This window comes from Bacteroidia bacterium, from assembly GCA_025056095.1.
Classification (GTDB): domain Bacteria; phylum Bacteroidota; class Bacteroidia; order JANWVE01; family JANWVE01; genus JANWVE01.
This window is the reverse complement of record JANWVW010000010.1, coordinates 14518-30845: the sequence shown is the minus strand read 5'-3', so window position 1 is coordinate 30845 and position 16328 is coordinate 14518. Positions and strand designations below refer to the sequence as shown.

The following is a 16328-nucleotide window of genomic DNA, read 5'->3' as shown; positions in this document are numbered from 1 at the left end:
AGCGTTAGCGAAGTACCGAAGCGAAGCGCAGTGCGGAATGCCCCGACCCTTGCGTCAGCAAGGGGCACGCCCAAAAAGACTTAGCACGAAACTAACTCAAAAAGTTGGGCAACCTGCACAAGCAAGGTTGCCCTCAAATACACTGATTTAGTCCTGTAAGCTCGGTTATTTGAATTTATGCCAAAGGTACAGTCTTTTTATCTGTCAATGACTTGACGGCTTCACGCAACCATCTGCCGTTTTCTTCGGCTTTACGGCGCACAGCTAAGCGCTCAGCATTGCAAGGTCCATGCCCGTTGATTACTCGCTTAAATTCTTCCCAATCGGGTTCAGTGTACTCCCATTTTCCTGTTTCGGGGTTTTTACGCAAGTTGGGATCAGGTATAGTCAAACCAATTTCAAGAATTTTAGGCACATAAGTATCTAAAAATTCTTGTCGCATCTCATCATTACTTTTAATCTTTATTTTCCATCGCATGAGTATAGCAGTGTGTTGAGAAATTTTGTCAGGTGGTCCATGGAAGTGCATGATGGGCGTCCACCAGCGATTGAGAGCATCTTGAAGCATCTTACGTTGCTTTTCTGTCCCTGAAGCTAAGGTTAGCACATTATCATAGCCATATTTAAGATGAAAAGATTCTTCGTAGCAGATACGCTCTAGGGCTCTGCTGTAAGGTCCGTAAGAACCTTTGGAGTTAGTAACCTGGTTGATAATAGCCCCTGCATCTATTAACCATGCAATAATAGCAGTGTCTGCCCAAGTTTCAGCGGGGTAATTAAATACATTGGAGTATTTAGACTTACCATTGAGTAAGTCCTGTATCATTGCTTCGCGAGATTTGCCAAGGGTTTCTGCGGCGCTGTAAAGCAGTTGTGCATGCCCTACTTCATCTTGAACCTTTGCCATCAGTGCCATTTTTCTCTTAAATCCAGGGGCGCGAGTAATCCACGTGCCTTCGGGTAAAGCACCGATAATTTCTGAATGGGCATGCTGCTCAATCATTCTAATGAGTTGCCTGCGGTACTCTTTGGGCATCCAATCGCGAGGTTCTATTTTCTCTCCCCTTTCTATCCGAGCCTCAAACTCTGCTAACTTTTCAGGATCTTCATCGGCTATGATAGAGTGCTTTATTTCATCTACATTTGATAAGTTCCCGTACATACTTTTTTACACACTGTAAAGTTACATATTTTCAAGTAAAAAACAAAATATAAAACCACAAAATTCACAAAAAGCACAACAAAAACATAAATTCAGAGCTACATTTCTCTCAACACTGCATAAATGGTTTGTCCCACAGCTTTTAGCGTGTTTTTATCTATGTTAGAAAGGTTATCTCGTTGAGTATGCCAATATTCAGGAAAACCTTTGGGGCGGCTAGGATTGTAGTCAATAATATCAATTGCTGGGATATTTGCTATTTTGTAAATGTACAAATGGTCATCAATCACTACATTACTTTTTTCGTTTAGAAAATAAATTCCGTAACCTAATTGAGCTGCTTTATTCCAAATTTTATCTACTAATGCACGTGCAGTTTCATCTGATATTTGTTCGCGATAAAACGTAGCATTTTTACCACCTACCATATCTAAAACAATAGCATACTCCGCAGTATAGTCTTTGATATGTGGATTTTTTGCCCAATATTGACTGCCTAAACAATAGGTATCCTCTTTTTCAGGTTGATAGCCTTCGGGAGCGCCGTAGTCTTCTACATCGTTGAGCAAAATATCTACACCTATATTTTGAATTGGATGTTGCTTTAACAATCGGGCTATTTCTAATAAAACAGCCACGCCACTTGCACCATCGTTAGCACCTAAAACCGCTTTAGTTTTATCTGTGTCTTGGTCTGTAGTATGGCGAGAGTCCCAATGTGCAGTAAGAAGTATTCTTCTTTTATGGGTAGGATTAAAAACACCTATGATATTGTACAAAGGTAAAGGTGAACCGTTATACGCTATTACGGTGGCTTTTTGTTCATATACCTTATCTGCAAAACGAGATAAAGTGGTAACTAAGTATGCACCGCACAGGTTATGCGCAAGTGTGTTGGGTACACGCGGACCAAAACTGACTTGTTTTTCAAGAAAAAAATATGCTGAATCGGCATTGAACTGGCCTACGTACACATCTTTTGCTGGGTTGGTAGCGTTTTTATCAGGTAAATTTTCCGTATCTTGATTTTGCATTTTCAAGCCCTTTTGGCAGCTTATCAAGTGGAGTGCTACAAACAATAGTAGTCCTTTACAAATATGTTTCAATTTCATAGGATTAAGGTGTTAAACGAGTGTAATACCGAGCGAAAGGTATAGTTTCCCTGACATGATGCAGCCCAGCAATGTATGCGATTAAACGTTCTAAGCCTAATCCAAAACCTGAATGAGGTACTGAACCAAATCGCCGTAGGTCTAAATACCATTCAAAAGCACTCATAGGTAAGTTATGTTCTTTAATTTTTTGGATAAGGACTTGTTCGTCAGTTTCTCGTTCTCCTCCGCCTACAATTTCACCATAGCCTTCTGGGGCAAGTACGTCTACGCCCATAGCCCAACGGCTATCTTTGGGATCGCGTTTCATGTAGAAAGCTTTTACCTCATGGGGATATCGGTGTACCATAATAGGTACTTCAAAATGGCGACTAAGAACAGTTTCATCACTACCTCCGAAGTCATTACCTAATTCAAATTCTCTTGCAGACTTCATCCATTGTGGAATATTTCGCATCAACTCTTCTAAATCTTTAAGCGTAGCGTTAATCTCCTGAATTCTGCGGTCAATTTCAGCTTTACGTGATTTTTTAGCACTACCTTGCTCTTTTTGCAATTGCTTTTGTTCTTCAAGCAGTTCTTGAGTTTTTTGTTGAGCATTTTGCATATCTTTCTCTAAAAGTGCTTGAGTTTTATCAGACTTAAGCAGTTCTACGGCTTCTTGATAGGTCATGCGTACAAAAGGTTGGTCTACTACTTTTTGGAGCTTATTTGTGTCCCTTTGTAAGAGTTTGAGCTCTGTTTGACAATCTTTGAGTACAGTTTGAATAATGTATTTGAGCATGGCTTCTATCAAATCCATGTTCATATCTAAGTCATAAAATGCCATTTCAGGTTCTATCATCCAGAATTCGCTCAAATGCCTGCGAGTGTGAGACTTTTCTGCACGAAAAGTAGGTCCGAAGGTGTAAATTTTACCCATTGCCATTGCCATTGCTTCGCCATAAAGTTGCCCCGATTGAGAAAGATAAGCAGGTACACCGTAGAAGTCTGTTTCAAATAAAGTACTTGTTCCTTCGCAGGCATTAGCTGTAAAGATAGGAGCATCCATTTGTACAAATCCTTGCTCTTGAAAAAATTGATGAATTGCGTAAATCACACGGTTACGCAAGCGCATAATTGCCCATTGGCGCGGCGTACGCAACCACAAATGTCTGTGATTCATCAAAAAATCTACACCATGCTCTTTATGTGTAATAGGATAGTCTTTCACAATTTGATAAATACTCAAATCTTGCACTTGAATTTCAAAAGGAAACCTATCTCTGTGATTAGGAACTACTTTACCTGTTATTGACAAAGAACTTTCTTGAGTAAGTTGATCCGCTTTTTGCCATACGTTTTCATCTACTTCCGATTGAGTAACTACTGCTTGACAAAATTCAGATCCATCTCTGATAACTAAAAACTTAATACCTTTACTTTCACGAATGTTATATACCCAACCTTGTACAGTAACAATGCTACCTTCGTGTTTCGGTAAATCTATAATTCTTGTGTTCATTGGGGCAAAAATAGAAGTTTTTTTCTTTGATATAAAAGTTTGTTCATAGCTAGCAGTTAAAAGAAGTAAGAATTTTTCTGTTTTTTTCAAGGATAGTTCAAAGTTTTTTTGTTATTTTGTTGCATATTGTATGAAAATAGCCATTTTATCCACTAACCCCAAGCTCTATTCCACTCAACGCCTAGTGGAAGCAGCCAAGCAGCGTGGGCACGAAGCTGTCATACTCAATCATACCAAATGCTACATGGTAGTAGAGAAAGATGCACCTGCAATTTACTATGGTGGAAAAAAAGTAGAGGGCATAGACGCAGTTATTCCGCGTATTGGTGTATCAGTAACTTTTTACGGTACGGCAGTAGTACGCCAATTTGAAATGATGGGAATATTTTGTGCGAATAATTCTCAAGCTATAGTCCGCTCACGCGACAAAATTCGCAGCTTACAGATACTTTCTAGAGATGGCGTGAGTATTCCTAAAACTACTTTTGCTAATCATCCTAACAACATTGATGATGTAATTCAACTTGTTGGCGGTGCTCCTGTGGTAATTAAACTTTTAGAAGGTACTCAGGGCATAGGCGTGATACTAGCTGAAACAAATCGTACAGCAAAATCCGTCATTGAAGCCTTCTATGATGTAGAAACAGACATTCTTGTCCAAGAGTTTATCAAAGAAGCCCAAGGTGAAGACATTCGTGCTTTTGTTATAGATAAAGAAGTAGTAGGAGCTATGATGCGAAAAGGTGTACAAGGTGAATTTAGGTCAAACCTTCATAGAGGGGGCAAAGCAGTATTAGTAGAACTTACCGAAGAAGAAAAAAGAACAGCACTCTTAGCCGCTAAAAGCATGGGCTTAAATATTGCGGGTGTAGACATGGTTCGTTCCAAAGAAGGACCAAAAGTGTTGGAAGTAAATTCCTCACCAGGTTTAGAAGGTATTGAAAAAACTACCAAAATAGATATCGCAGGTAAAATTATTGAGTTTGTAGAAAAAAGCGTAAATACACAAACCGAAAAAGTAAATGCATAAGTCACTTTTATCTTGGGATGCACTTTTTAAGGAATTTGCAGTTTATTTACAGGTAGAAAGGGGATTTGCACAAAATACATTGAGTGCTTATTTATCCGATATTCAAAAGTACAAACAATTTTTTGAAAAAGATGAGCGCAAGCTTTTACCGCAGCAGATATCCCCCCTGCATGTACGAGAATTCTTGTATCAATTGGGAGAGTTAGGTTTGAGTGAAAAAACTCAAGCTAGAATTTTAGCATCCATTCGTTTGTTTCATCGCTATCTCTTTATTGAGGAATATACCTCTACTGACCCTGCTTCGGACATTGAAAGCCCAAAAATTCACCGCACTTTACCTGATATACTCTCTGTACAAGAGGTTGAGCAAATGCTTAATGCACTGCCTATACAATCTCCCCAGGATATTCGCAACCGCGCAATTATAGAAACCTTGTATTCCTGCGGCTTGCGCGTAAGCGAACTTATAAACCTTACTTTTGACCAACTCTTTTTAGAAATTGAATACCTCAAAGTAAAAGGCAAAGGTAATAAAGAACGTTTAGTCCCCATAGGGCAGTGGGCAATAGAGTGGATAGAACGCTATCTCAAAGAAGTCAGACAAAAACAAAAAGTTAAACTTTCAGCTCAAAACGTTGTTTTTTTGAACAAAAACGGGGGTAAGCTCACCCGAGTTATGGTTTTTTATATCATTAAAAAGGCTGCGCGGCTAGCAAACATTTCTAAAAATATCAGTCCGCATACGTTGAGGCATTCTTTTGCTACCCACTTGGTAGAAAATGGGGCAGACTTACGAATTGTACAAGACCTACTTGGGCATGCTTCTATTACAACAACGGAAATATATACCCACGTAGATACTTCATTTTTGCATCAAGAATATCAGAAGTATCACCCCAGAATGGCAAAACAGACCAAATAAAATAATTTTTTGGATATTTGAATTATGATTTTTTGTTTTGGGCGTGCCCTTTTGTGGGCAGAAGTGCAGTTAAACGCCTATAAAGCACGCATAAAAAATAAACACTAGAAGACAATCTATCTAAGAACAAAGTTTTATTCTACTTCAAACGTTTAGCAAGTATTAAAATGGGCTGATTGTGCTTATCCTTTGTAGCTATAAGATAATCTTCCATGCTGCCCACTTGAATGCCTAACTTTTGCGCTATTTGCTCAGGAGTATCAGAAAAGTTACGAGCTATAATGTTAAGGGTTTTTACTTTGCAGACTTGCTCAAATGTTTTCTTTCGGTAGGGTATGACTTGTTCTACCTGAAATACCCTGCCCATAAAAGTAGAATTGTACTTGTGCGAAGTGTATAAGTGAGAATTTGGCGCTATCTTTTGTAGTCCATAAAAAAGTGCCACAGACTTAAAAAGTCCAGCTTTTAGAATTGCTCTGCTTGGTTCGTATAAGTAAGCTTCAATACCTCCGCACCCTACCAGTGTCTCTCGCTCTGCCTTCAAGTTTCCTTCAAAAGTTTGAATAATTTCGTTGTCTATATCTACACAATAGATATGTTCGGAAGGCGCGCTGTCCTGCTTAATTAGATATAAAACTTCTTTAACTTCATTTTTTACAGCTAAAACATAAGTGCTAGTAATAGGTAAGCACTGCCAAACCGATGAAATATCCAAAAGTGGCGAAGTTTTAATAAGTATGTTTTTCGCTTTGGTTTTGAGTAAGTTCCAATAAGCTAAAACATCAGGTTCGCAATCAGACAAGTAGAATACTTTTTTACCTTGCGCACTTCGGCGAGCAGGATCTATGTATATCCAGTCATAATGCTGGTTAGACTGTTGCAAGAATTTTAATCCATCGGCGTTATGAGTTTGAATGTTCTTAATATGCAATACAGATAAATTGTGTCTAAAAATATCCACTAAATTTGAGCTTATTTCTACGTACGTAACAACCTCAAAACTATTAGACAAAAATAAACAGTCTATTCCAAAACCTCCTGTAATATCAATCAGCGTTTTACCTTTGCACAAAGAAGCTTTGTATCGGGCAGTAAATTCGCTGCTGCACTGTTCTAGTGAAATTTTTGAAGGATATTGTATGTATTTATGCGCATACAAAAAAGGTAATTTTGACTTTGCTACCTTTCTGCCTTCAATTTGTTGAACTAACCACTGCCAGTCATAGCCCTGTAAGCGGTGAATATATTTTTGCTTTTGTAGCGATAAATCAGCGGTGTTTTGGTGTTCATGTTCAAGAATAAAGTCGTATATGTCCATAATACACTAAGCACACAGGAATTACTTACTATTTTTTGTGGAATTATTTTTCCAGTTATTTAAGGTTCTTTCATCTACTTGAAGTATTTCTGCTGCTTTTTTACGACTACTATACGCTTTAATTGCCCACTCCTGCAAATGAAAATGAAAAGCTTCTTCTAACTCTTTCGCAGTTTTATTGTATTCAAAATGATATCCTGCATTAGGAATTTGAGTGGTATGAAAAGACTCATATTGCTGTTTAGCATATTCAAAAGCAGACTTAGCTTTAAGGTTTTTCTTTATTTCATCCTTAAAATCTAAATAGGTTTTGTAGTAAATGGCAATTTTTTGCAGGTCTCGGTAATTTCCAGGCAAGTCCAATTTTTTTAGCCAAGACAAAAATTCTTGATGCTTTGGGCATGGGATATTACTGAAGCCCATTTGCATCCAAACATTTTCCCAGTCTTTTTCTCTATCTTCAGGAGTTTCACGCAGGGCAGGTATACGTAAAATATGTTGGGCAATTCTATCGTAAAAATCGTAAAATAAGGTGTTTCTTAGTTCCTGTATGGGCTTATTCGTAGCAAATATCAACTTACATTTTATACGAGTTTCTTTATTTGAACCCAATTTTCTTACGTGCATAAATCCTTCTTCGTCTTTTTGAAGTGCTTTGAGTAATTTACTTTGCACACTCATGGAAAGGTGATGCACTTCATCTAAAAAGAATACGCCGTTATTAGCTTCTATTAACATTCCATTTTTACCGTTTTTCAGTCCTCCTGTGAAAGTTCCAGGTTCGTAGCCAAAAAGTTCACTTTCTGCCATGATATCATCGGCAAATGAAGCAGCATTTGCTTCAATGAAGGGCTGTATTTTGTGCCTTATAGCAAACTCTTTAATCAATTTAGATTTTCCTAATCCTCTTTCACCAATAATCAAAATACTAAAAGGTGTCCTGAAAAAAGTATCAAATAGATCGTTAATCAACTCTCTTTTTTCTGAACTAGTGTTTTCAATAATGGAGAACTTTTTTACCTCATACAGTAACTTTGTGGGATATTCTACCACATCAAAAGGTTTGAAACGCTCTTCACGCTCTACGGTTTTATTGTCATACGTTTTGATGAACCTATGTTTAGGAGGTAATTTGTCTAATTCAGAAAGCAAGTACCATACAGTTTGAGTTTCAGCGCTTCCCAAAGTGATGTTAATAATGTACTCAGTGTTATCTGTAAAATCCAAGTTTTTAGTTATGTACTTGGAAAGGTGTTCATATATCTGCTGTTCATTGCGTAAATCTTGAATAGGTAGCTCTACTTCCTTAAATTGATTTTGATGATATACATTTTTGAAATTCGTATCATTGAGTAACCACTGAATCTGGGTTTTTATACTGTAATGGTGGATATTTCTCCACAAAAATTCCAAAAACTTATCATAAAGCTCGGGATATTTGTTTTTTACATATTGTTTTTCAAGGTCAAGATTGTAGCAAATATCTTTGTTTTCATCGGAAATAAGGTCTTGAAATACAGGGATAAGTCCATTTTCTATGATAAGGTTGTCTTCTAAAATGCTTTTTTTATAGAAAAAACGGCGGGATTCTAGTCCATCAAAAGCAGGTTGGGGCGCTGTAAAGTAAATTATTTCATCAAATACAAACTTTTTGCATTTCTTACTTTTGGGATTATTGAACAAGTCCATAAGTTGCACTTGTTCAGCGTTTTTGAAGCGTATGTCTTTGGATAGTCCTTTCTGCCAAAATAAAGTTAAGATGTGCTTTAAATACACAATCCCATGGCGAGTATAATGCCAAGTAATATAAACTTTCTTTTCTTTCTTCATGATCAAAGCAGCTCTATTCAAAGATAGGAAGTTTTTTTCCTAAGCTACAAAAATATGCTTTTTTATTTTCAATGTAAAAAAATTAAATAGCTCAAAATCAATATACTTTTGGGAAATGAAAAAGAAGGGTACAATATCTGACATATTGTAAGGTAGAAAACATTATGTACCCAAACGTAGCAAACATTTCAGAGACTTTGGCAAAAATAGGATACCTGTATATTCCCAAAGTACCTGTTCAAAGCTTGGAAGAAATTCTAGACATGTTAGGTAGGGTGATATTCGTTACTGATGTGAAAGTTAAGCCCGAGAGTAAAGCGTTAGTAACTTCTGCCAAAGCCTTAAGATTTCACACTGACCACTCCCGAGCAAAATACATTCTCTGGTACTGTATAGAACAGTGTAGCCAAGGCGGTGAGACACTACTTTTAGATGCAAATGAAGTTTTTGAGCAGCTAGAAATAGAGCATCAAAATTCTTTGGCGAGAATACATTTGTACGAACATAAAGTTTTTGAAGATGATCCCGAATCTCACCCTTTAATTTTGTATCAAAATGGAAAACGCTTATTTTATTACTCCTTTTGGCTACTTAACGAAGAGGACAAAAATAATCCTGCCTTGATAGCCTTTGAGCAAGCTATTCAAAAAGCTAATCCTGTTCGATTCAAGTTACAGCCAAGTGATGTTTTAGTTATTGATAATCAAAGAATTTTACATGCCAGGACGCAAATTGGAGGAGATAGAAAACGTTGGCTAAAAAGATATTGGATTAGCTAAATACTTACAGCGTTGCCTTTAATTTCAATACATATATGGAAACAGCAGAGTTAATCTATCCTGCGCCTATCAGTGCGGCGCGCGTGGCATACCTTATTCAAAAAGGTATTGCCCCTGAGATTGCTTCAATTGACCTTGAAATGGTTAAAATGAAGCTGCAGGACCCCGAAGAAGGGGAAAATTGGACAAAAGAGCAATGCGAAAGTGCAGAGTTAGAGTACAAGCGTTACTTGCATCTCTGTAAAAAGTACGGTAAGGGAATGGTACCCAACCGAATCATGGACAAATTCTGGCACTATCACATTCTTGACACCCGCGCATACCACAAAGATTGCGAAAAAATATTCGGACACTACTTGCACCACTTCCCTTACTTCGGTATGCGGGGCGAACAAGATGCCGAAAACTTAAAACAAGCTTTCTGTCGTACCAAAGCGCTTTACTTTGAAACCTTCGGTGAGGATATGGCAAGGGATGCGAATACAGACTGTTGGCATGACTGTGAAGATCGTTGTTGGCATGCCTGTGCTGACTATAAGTAAGTAACACCGCTCAAACATGCACTTAAGCAGGTAGATTAAGCTCTACCTGCTTTTTTATTACTAAATTCCTGTCTATTTAACGCCCATTTCGTTTGCTTCCTGAATTTTTTTTCTAATTTTGCTATCTACAGTAACGTTAATTTCAATAGCTTTTTTAACTGTATTTAGTGCTTCTTCAAAGTTATGATTTTTTTTCTCTGCCAAAGCCTTGATTACAAGAGGATTTGAATCTTCGTTGTCAAAAGCGTATGCAGTTTCAGCATCTATAATTGCATTTTGGTATTTTTTAAGAATCATAAAATTCTCTGCTCTATTAACATAGTAAATAGGCTTATCGGGATATAGTTGGATAGCCATTGTAAAGTCATCTGCGGCTTTATCATACTCGCCCATGTCATAATAGCAAACTCCTCTGTAGTAATAAGCATTATGATTATTTTTGTTAATGCTTAGCACACGATTGAGGTCAAGCAAAGCAGCTTTGTAATTTTCTAACTCTACATAAGCCATAGCGCGGTAGTTATAAGGGAAAGTCATATTTGGAGAAAGTTGAATAGCTTTTTCATAATCTTTGAAAGCAAGCTTAGTTTGTCCCAAGCGCAAGTATGCGTCCCCTCTATCGCAGTATGCACCTGTGAATTTAGGATTTATTTTAATGGCTTGAGTTAAATCTTCAATTGCTTTTTCATAAGCTTCCATGCGAATGTAAGCAATTCCTCTGCGCCAATAGGCAAAATAAAAGTCAGGTTTAAGCTGAACGGCTTTGTCTAAATCCGCTAAAGCTTTTTGATATTCTTTTATCTCAATGTACAAGTCTGCACGATAAGCGTATGCTAAACTTAATCCTATTTCAGGTTTTTTGTTGATAAATGCCGTATAGTCATTGATTTGGTCGCGAATTTTTTTGGACTCTTTTAACCAAGCTTTACAAAAAATGGCATAATCACTTTCAGGATATTTTGTCCTTATTTGTTTGTAAATTTCTGTTAATTTTGTGCGAGGTAGTTTAACAGTAGCTGTGTCTATTATTCTGATGCTCTCTTCAAATAAGGCTTTCGCTTTATCCTGTGCGTATCCTTGTACAACAAATATCCCAACAAAAAGAAAAATTTTTCCCCATTTATATTCGTTCATAAAACAAAATTACGAAAAAGATGAACATTGAGGAACGGTACGAGAAAGTCCTATCTACGTTATCGGAGAAATATCCAGCAGCTCAAACCGAGTTGCAGTATCAAAATCCTTATCAATTGTTGGTAGCGGTTATTTTATCTGCTCAATGTACAGACAAAAGAGTAAATCAAGTTACGCCTGCTTTCTTCGCAGCTTTTCCTGATGCATATACTCTATCTCAACAAACCCCTGAAACTGTTCTTCCCTACATAAAAAGTATTTCTTATCCCAACAATAAAGCTAAGCATTTAGTCAACATGAGCAGAATACTTGTAGAGAAGCATCAAGGGAAGGTACCTATTTCATTTCAAGAGTTAGTAGCTTTACCTGGTGTAGGTCGTAAAACGGCGAATGTTATTTTATCTGTTTTATACGAACAACCTGCTATGGCAGTCGATACGCACGTGTTTAGAGTATCTAACCGAATTGGATTGGTAAAAGCTAAAAATGTTCTTCAAGCCGAGCGGCAGCTTGTTAAGTATATTCCGCAAGAAATGATACCTAAAGCGCACCATTGGCTTATTTTACATGGTAGGTATATCTGTACAGCCCGCAAGCCTAAATGTGAGCAGTGTTGCGTTAGTGCTTTTTGCGAATACTATTCTAATTTACAAACTACTGATTTGGAATAATTTTTAATTTTTTTTGGGCGTGCCCTTGTGGGCGTTTCGCTGCGCTCATGCCCACAAGGTCGGCGTGCTACGGGCTACGCTATCGCTTCGGTGCTACGCTTCGCTGCGCACCGTGCTGACGCACGCCCTTCGCATGCCTCACGCAAGAGATCTCTGAAAAAAATCGTTTCTCTGTAATTTATACAAAGTTTTAGCTTGTAAGTACTTGTACTTCAAGCTTAAACAAGGTAAAGACATGATTGCACAGGTCAATTGCGTGAGGGGCATGGAGCATGCCGTTAGGCAGTGCGAAGCGTAGCGAAGCACCGAAGCGAAGCGTAGTGCGGAATGCCCCGACCCTTGCGTCAGCAAGGGGCACGCCCAAAAAATTAAAAAATAATCATGGATAAACTACATCCTTTTTCTGTGGGCGCAAATGAGCATACCACTTGAAATCCTTCAAAATAGCATTCTCTTGGTTTATCTCTCTGGGGGGATAAAATACACCATCAGGTTGATTAAAAAACTTAATAGTGCTTGGGCGATTATCTTTGAAATAAAAATCGGCTTCGCTGCAAAGAATGTAATTCATGCCACTCAATGTATTATCTTCCTTAAAGACATAATACAAACTTTCACTATTGCCTGAAACTAACATGCGCTGTATTTTATTATCTTTAAGTTTGACTTGAATCAATCTTCCTTTGAGTTGATTGTACTTTGTGCTGTCCTCTTGCTGTATCATAAAACCTTTTTGCGTAACTGTGATTGAGTCTAGCTGCTTGTTTTTTATATAAGCCACTATACTTTTGCCTGTAATTTGAGTGTTCTCCGACCACAACACAGGGCTTTGGATAAAGTAAAAAACCGAATCATCTCTGCTATACAACAATGTGTCAGCAATAGCTTGAAAATCTTTTTTGTACAACTTAGCTCGGTGGTATGCGTAGATATACCGTTTTTTAGTGCTGTCTTGTTTGGCTAACAAAGTATCCGCTGTAATAAAAACGGTATCTTTTTCTACCTTGTAAAAAGTGTATGCTTTATTGGTAACATAGGTATATTTGTGAAAGTCATCTACTTTTGCATATTGACCAAAAATGTGGATAGTGCTGTCTTTGTTCAAAAGATGCACATTTTTGAAAGCTTCGCCTAAGTTGTCTAATTTAGAAAAATAAACCGAATCGCCTTTTAGAATGTAGTCTTTATCTTGCATTATCACTTTACCGTACAAGCTTCCTTTGCGTTGTGAGGTGTGGTACATTCCTTTTTGGCAAACAATATGACTGCTATCGTTAAAAATGCGAGTATGAGTGATGAAATAGGCTGTTTGAGTGTCTGTATTGTAGTCTAGTGCTTGTGTACTTACTTTGTAGTCTGGTGCGTATAGCTGTACGTCTTCTCTAAATTCAGCCCAATGAGTATCTGTGTTGTACGCAGCATATTTTGAGGTTAAGCTATCGTTGGCATTTATGATTTTACCTTTTTCAAAATATCTACCCGTGTGAGCATTGACATCATATTGAAGGTGAGAAGTATACAAGTATGTGCTGCCATCGTACAGAACTACATTTCCAAAAATGTCGGCTAGTTTTGTATTGGCGTCGTATTGGAGCTTATCTCCTGTGATGGTTACTTTTCCTGATAAAATCCGAATATTGCTGTGAGCTTCTACAAAATTTCTATCCACGTATTGATAAGCCGAATCGCAAAAGATAAAAGTTGTATCTTGATGCATGCGCACTTGTCCTAACAGCTTGCGTATGCTCTCTGTGGTTTTAATGAATTCTAATTTATCTGCATGGTCAATATGAACCTTGTTCGGAATATTGTCAGTCTTGTTTTGGGCTACTGAAAAGATTGCTGCTTTGGATAAAATAAGCGCTAGAAGAGAGTATTTCAAAATTTTGTCAAAGTCAAAAAAACTTGCCTGAAATGCTTTTTGAGTCATATAATTTATTTTAGCAAAGGTAGCTAAATTGATAAAAAGAAAAAAGCTGAGTGAATAAAGTCACTCAGCTGATAATTTTGAGAAGTAATTCTAAACTAATTCACTTTTTACTTTGCGCAAGCGAGATGCTATAGATAGGTCAAATTGTTTGTGTTCAGTTTGGATAATCAGCCCTGCGATTAAATTCGGGTCAATAGTGTGCTGAATGGAAATTGTGCCTGTTTTGTATATTTTTTGGCAGAGTGCTTCAATCTCTTTTATGTTTTGATCGCTTAACTCTGATGCAGAAACCACTTTTACTTCATGTATGTCTTTTATGCGATTGTACTCGTTTTTATACTCTGTATAAACGTAGGGTAAAATTTCATCTCTTGTATTTTTAGATAGTACTTCAAAAAACTTGATTACTAAGTCATGCACTTTGCCTTTGAATATCTCTTCTAGAACCTTTTTTTTCTTATCACTGTAAATGATTGGGTTAGCTAACATGACTGCAAGGTTTCTGTTGGCTTTGATAGTCTTATCTACAAAAGCTAAATCATCCAAGATGCGTTTTTCTATACCTTGTTCAAGAGCTACTTCTATTAAAGGTTTTACATAGCGTTGTGCGACACGTGCTAATGACATAAACTTCTCCCTCCTTTAATTAAGGTTAATTTGTTTGAGATACTCTGATGCAATAGCTTGTTGTTCTGCGGGATTTTCAAACTTTTTGCGAATAATTTTCTCTGCAATTTCTACAGAAAGGACGGCGACTTGATGTTTAACTTGTTGTAGGGCTGCGTTTTTTTCTGTTTCTATTACCTCTCTAGCTTTTTGTATCATTCTATCAGCTTCTACTTTAGCATTTTGGCGAGCTTCCTCAATGATGCTTTCTTTCATTTCACGAGCTTCTTTGAGAATTCTTTCTCTTTCTAATTTTGCTTCGTTCAAAAGTTTTTCGTTATCTGCTTTGAGTTTGGCTATTTCTTGGCGAGCTTTTTCAGCTTCTTGTAAAGCATTTGCAATACTTTCTTCACGTTTAGCTAAGGCTTCCGTAATGGGTTTCCAAGCTAATTTTCTCAACAAAAGAAAAAATATCAAGAAGATGACTACACTCCATATAAAAAGACCTGGTTCAGGAGTGATAAGTGGATTAGTTTCTAACAGCATAATTCTAAGCTTTGTTAGGCGGGCAAAATAATATGTTTTTTGCGAACTTGTCAAATTTATATCAAATAATGGCTTGATAATCAATTATTTACTTTCATGCAGTAGAATTAACCGTTCATGTAAAAATAATAACCGTTCATGTATTATTTTTGACAGTTCAGGCAGTAATCTAATCAGTAGCTATAAAGTTTGTATATTTTTGTATAGTCAAAATAGGATGAAAGTCAAAGTATATAACTTTGCTTTATGAAAGTTTTAATTGTAGATGACCTTCATCCTATTTTGATGGACGTTCTTTCTCATCATGGGTTTGTTTGCAAGTATGTGCCAAACATGTCATATCAAGCGCTGCTTTGTGAAATATCTGAGTATGAGGGTATAGTTATGCGTAGCCACACTCCTATTGATAAGGCTGTATTAAATAAGGCAGTGAATTTGAAGTTTATTGCCAAAGTAGGTTCAGGCATAGACAACATTGATGAAGCCGAATGCAGAAAGCGAAACATACACATTATTAATGCTCCTGAAGGGAATAGGGATGCAGTAGCGGAATTTACGGTAGGGGTTTTACTTAGCCTAGCTCGAAATATATGCACGGCTAACGAAGAAGTAAAACGGTTAGAATGGAATAGAGAATTGAACAGAGGTTTTGAACTTAAAGGCAAAACGATTGGGATTATAGGTTATGGGAATGTAGGATACGCACTTTCTCAACGTTTGCACGGCTTTGAGATGAGAATACTAGCGTATGACAAGTATAAAACATACTTTTCTAATCGGTATGTAAAGGAAGCTACTTTAGAAGAGTTATACGAGCAAGCTGACATTATTACTTTTCACGTTCCTTTGACACCTGAAACTGAAGGTTGGATAAATTTAGAGTGGTTAATGCGCTTCAAAAAAAGCATAGTGTTACTCAATATGGCACGAGGAAAGATAGCTGTTTTAGAGGATTTGTTGAAAGGTTTAGAGATAGGAAAAATTGCTGCGTTAGGCTTGGATGTGCTACCGAATGAAGAGTTTTCTACTTATACTCAAAGAGAAAAAGAGATTTTACAGAGAATTGCAGCTTTTCCAAATGTTATTCTTACGCCACATATTGCAGGTTGGTCGTATACTTCTAAAGTTAAGCTTTCAGAGGTGCTTGCATATAAAATTTTGAAAATCAAGTCGCTTCAAAGTTAGAAAGTACCTCCTGTTAAAAAAAATTAAACAAAAATTATGCGAATAAACAGTTTATTT

The 16328-nt window shown here is 37.1% G+C and carries 16 protein-coding genes; 7 read left to right on the top strand and 9 right to left on the bottom strand.

The window, feature by feature from the left end; genetic code table 11:
• Window positions 1-175: 175 nt before the first annotated feature.
• The 3 genes from paaA to NZ519_01665 all read right to left on the bottom strand — a co-directional run bounded on the left by paaA (window position 176) and on the right by NZ519_01665 (window position 3778).
• Window positions 176-1162 carry a 1,2-phenylacetyl-CoA epoxidase subunit A gene (gene paaA, locus NZ519_01675; protein MCS7027449.1) on the bottom strand — a complete coding sequence of 329 codons (987 nt, stop codon included), beginning with the start codon at window positions 1160-1162 and terminating at the stop codon, window positions 176-178.
• A 98-nt stretch (window positions 1163-1260) separates the two neighbouring features.
• On the bottom strand, window positions 1261-2274 hold the full coding sequence (locus tag NZ519_01670; GenBank protein ID MCS7027448.1) for a M28 family peptidase: 1014 nt from the start codon (window positions 2272-2274) through the stop codon (window positions 1261-1263).
• Window positions 2275-2278: 4 nt separating this feature from the next.
• Entirely contained in the window at window positions 2279-3778 is a 1500-nt protein-coding gene (locus tag NZ519_01665; GenBank protein ID MCS7027447.1) for an OB-fold nucleic acid binding domain-containing protein, read from the bottom strand.
• A gap of 130 nt (window positions 3779-3908) precedes the next feature.
• Between NZ519_01665 and rimK the strand changes: the two genes are divergently transcribed.
• A complete protein-coding gene (rimK, locus tag NZ519_01660) occupies window positions 3909-4808 on the top strand; it encodes a 30S ribosomal protein S6--L-glutamate ligase (protein MCS7027446.1) in 900 nt (299 codons plus the stop codon).
• Window positions 4801-5730, top strand: coding sequence for a site-specific tyrosine recombinase XerD (gene xerD / locus NZ519_01655; GenBank protein ID MCS7027445.1), 930 nt, complete (start codon window positions 4801-4803; stop codon window positions 5728-5730). The genes rimK and xerD overlap by 8 nt, the downstream gene beginning before the upstream one ends.
• A 139-nt stretch (window positions 5731-5869) precedes the next feature.
• Here xerD and NZ519_01650 read toward each other — a convergent pair whose 3' ends face one another.
• Window positions 5870-7048, bottom strand: coding sequence for an RsmD family RNA methyltransferase (locus tag NZ519_01650; GenBank protein ID MCS7027444.1), 1179 nt, complete (start codon window positions 7046-7048; stop codon window positions 5870-5872).
• 21 nt (window positions 7049-7069) lie between these two features.
• Window positions 7070-8878 (bottom strand): RNA repair transcriptional activator RtcR family protein, encoded by a 1809-nt coding sequence (locus NZ519_01645; protein MCS7027443.1) that lies wholly within the window; start codon window positions 8876-8878, stop codon window positions 7070-7072.
• 164 nt (window positions 8879-9042) lie between these two features.
• Between NZ519_01645 and NZ519_01640 the strand changes: the two genes are divergently transcribed.
• Together NZ519_01640 and NZ519_01635 are read left to right on the top strand one after the other, a co-directional pair.
• Entirely contained in the window at window positions 9043-9657 is a 615-nt protein-coding gene (locus tag NZ519_01640; protein MCS7027442.1) for a TauD/TfdA family dioxygenase, read from the top strand.
• A 35-nt stretch (window positions 9658-9692) separates the two neighbouring features.
• A complete protein-coding gene (locus tag NZ519_01635) occupies window positions 9693-10199 on the top strand; it encodes a hypothetical protein (protein MCS7027441.1) in 507 nt (168 codons plus the stop codon).
• Window positions 10200-10271: 72 nt separating this feature from the next.
• Here NZ519_01635 and NZ519_01630 read toward each other — a convergent pair whose 3' ends face one another.
• Window positions 10272-11333 carry a tetratricopeptide repeat protein gene (locus tag NZ519_01630; protein MCS7027440.1) on the bottom strand — a complete coding sequence of 354 codons (1062 nt, stop codon included), beginning with the start codon at window positions 11331-11333 and terminating at the stop codon, window positions 10272-10274.
• 20 nt (window positions 11334-11353) lie between these two features.
• On the opposite strand from NZ519_01630, the gene nth reads away from it, so the two are divergent.
• Entirely contained in the window at window positions 11354-12004 is a 651-nt protein-coding gene (gene nth, locus NZ519_01625) for an endonuclease III (GenBank protein MCS7027439.1), read from the top strand.
• A 27-nt stretch (window positions 12005-12031) separates the two neighbouring features.
• Complete coding sequence (locus NZ519_01620) at window positions 12032-12181, top strand: hypothetical protein (protein MCS7027438.1); 150 nt, start codon at window positions 12032-12034, stop codon at window positions 12179-12181.
• Window positions 12182-12383: 202 nt separating this feature from the next.
• Here the strand turns inward: NZ519_01620 and NZ519_01615 are convergent, their stop codons facing one another.
• The 3 genes from NZ519_01615 to NZ519_01605 all read right to left on the bottom strand — a co-directional run bounded on the left by NZ519_01615 (window position 12384) and on the right by NZ519_01605 (window position 15140).
• On the bottom strand, window positions 12384-13934 hold the full coding sequence (locus tag NZ519_01615) for a hypothetical protein (GenBank protein ID MCS7027437.1): 1551 nt from the start codon (window positions 13932-13934) through the stop codon (window positions 12384-12386).
• 90 nt (window positions 13935-14024) lie between these two features.
• Window positions 14025-14561: an ATP synthase F1 subunit delta gene (gene atpH / locus NZ519_01610; protein MCS7027436.1), complete on the bottom strand. Its 537-nt coding sequence runs from the start codon at window positions 14559-14561 to the stop codon at window positions 14025-14027.
• Window positions 14562-14576: 15 nt separating this feature from the next.
• The gene (locus NZ519_01605; protein MCS7027435.1) at window positions 14577-15140 is read right to left on the bottom strand and encodes a F0F1 ATP synthase subunit B; all 564 of its coding nucleotides are present in this window, start codon (window positions 15138-15140) and stop codon (window positions 14577-14579) included.
• Window positions 15141-15332: 192 nt separating this feature from the next.
• On the opposite strand from NZ519_01605, the gene NZ519_01600 reads away from it, so the two are divergent.
• Entirely contained in the window at window positions 15333-16271 is a 939-nt protein-coding gene (locus NZ519_01600) for a phosphoglycerate dehydrogenase (GenBank protein ID MCS7027434.1), read from the top strand.
• The last annotated feature ends 57 nt before the right edge of the window (window positions 16272-16328 follow it).

Coding starts and splice junctions, on each gene's coding strand:
- paaA (MCS7027449.1), bottom strand. CDS start 1,162: ATGTACGGGAACTTATCAAATGTAGATGAAATAAAGCACTCTATCATA.
- NZ519_01670 (MCS7027448.1), bottom strand. CDS start 2,274: ATGAAATTGAAACATATTTGTAAAGGACTACTATTGTTTGTAGCACTC.
- NZ519_01665 (MCS7027447.1), bottom strand. CDS start 3,778: ATGAACACAAGAATTATAGATTTACCGAAACACGAAGGTAGCATTGTT.
- rimK (MCS7027446.1), top strand. CDS start 3,909: ATGAAAATAGCCATTTTATCCACTAACCCCAAGCTCTATTCCACTCAA.
- xerD (MCS7027445.1), top strand. CDS start 4,801: ATGCATAAGTCACTTTTATCTTGGGATGCACTTTTTAAGGAATTTGCA.
- NZ519_01650 (MCS7027444.1), bottom strand. CDS start 7,048: ATGGACATATACGACTTTATTCTTGAACATGAACACCAAAACACCGCT.
- NZ519_01645 (MCS7027443.1), bottom strand. CDS start 8,878: ATGAAGAAAGAAAAGAAAGTTTATATTACTTGGCATTATACTCGCCAT.
- NZ519_01640 (MCS7027442.1), top strand. CDS start 9,043: ATGTACCCAAACGTAGCAAACATTTCAGAGACTTTGGCAAAAATAGGA.
- NZ519_01635 (MCS7027441.1), top strand. CDS start 9,693: ATGGAAACAGCAGAGTTAATCTATCCTGCGCCTATCAGTGCGGCGCGC.
- NZ519_01630 (MCS7027440.1), bottom strand. CDS start 11,333: ATGAACGAATATAAATGGGGAAAAATTTTTCTTTTTGTTGGGATATTT.
- nth (MCS7027439.1), top strand. CDS start 11,354: ATGAACATTGAGGAACGGTACGAGAAAGTCCTATCTACGTTATCGGAG.
- NZ519_01615 (MCS7027437.1), bottom strand. CDS start 13,934: ATGACTCAAAAAGCATTTCAGGCAAGTTTTTTTGACTTTGACAAAATT.
- atpH (MCS7027436.1), bottom strand. CDS start 14,561: ATGTCATTAGCACGTGTCGCACAACGCTATGTAAAACCTTTAATAGAA.
- NZ519_01600 (MCS7027434.1), top strand. CDS start 15,333: ATGAAAGTTTTAATTGTAGATGACCTTCATCCTATTTTGATGGACGTT.